The 337-nt window shown below is 67.7% G+C and carries 1 protein-coding gene; it reads left to right on the top strand.

Features of this window, described 5'->3' with window-relative positions:
• Nucleotides 1-337: hypothetical protein (locus tag IO33_RS51960; RefSeq protein WP_209439027.1), on the top strand; the 337-nt coding region annotated here is incomplete at both ends.

The raw sequence follows: 337 nt of genomic DNA, 5'->3' as shown, positions 1-337 counted from the left end.
TGGGTGACCACCGCGGTCAACCGGTGGAAGTCGTCGCCTGCGCTGGCCGGTTGGGAACTGGTCGGCGAACCCGAGACGAGCTTGTGCGGCGATTCTGCGTGCAGTTGGCAGAACCGGACGTGCCCGTCGGACTCTGGTCAGATCCTGCGGAACTTCTTCGACCAAGCCGGAGCCAAGGTTCGGGCGGCGGACCCGTCCACCCCAATTTGGGCAGGCCTGCTCGGTGGCGGGCAATGTGGGTCGGCCGGCGGTGACTATCAGCTGCTGGGGGCTTCACCCCACGTCGACGTACTCGAGTACCACGACTACGGCGCTGACGGCGTGCCGCTGCCCGGCG

Source organism: Streptomyces durhamensis (assembly GCF_000725475.1).
Taxonomy (GTDB): Bacteria; Actinomycetota; Actinomycetes; order Streptomycetales; family Streptomycetaceae; genus Streptomyces; species Streptomyces filipinensis.
Note: the sequence above shows the minus strand (reverse complement) of the source record. Positions and strands in the feature narration are given on the sequence as shown.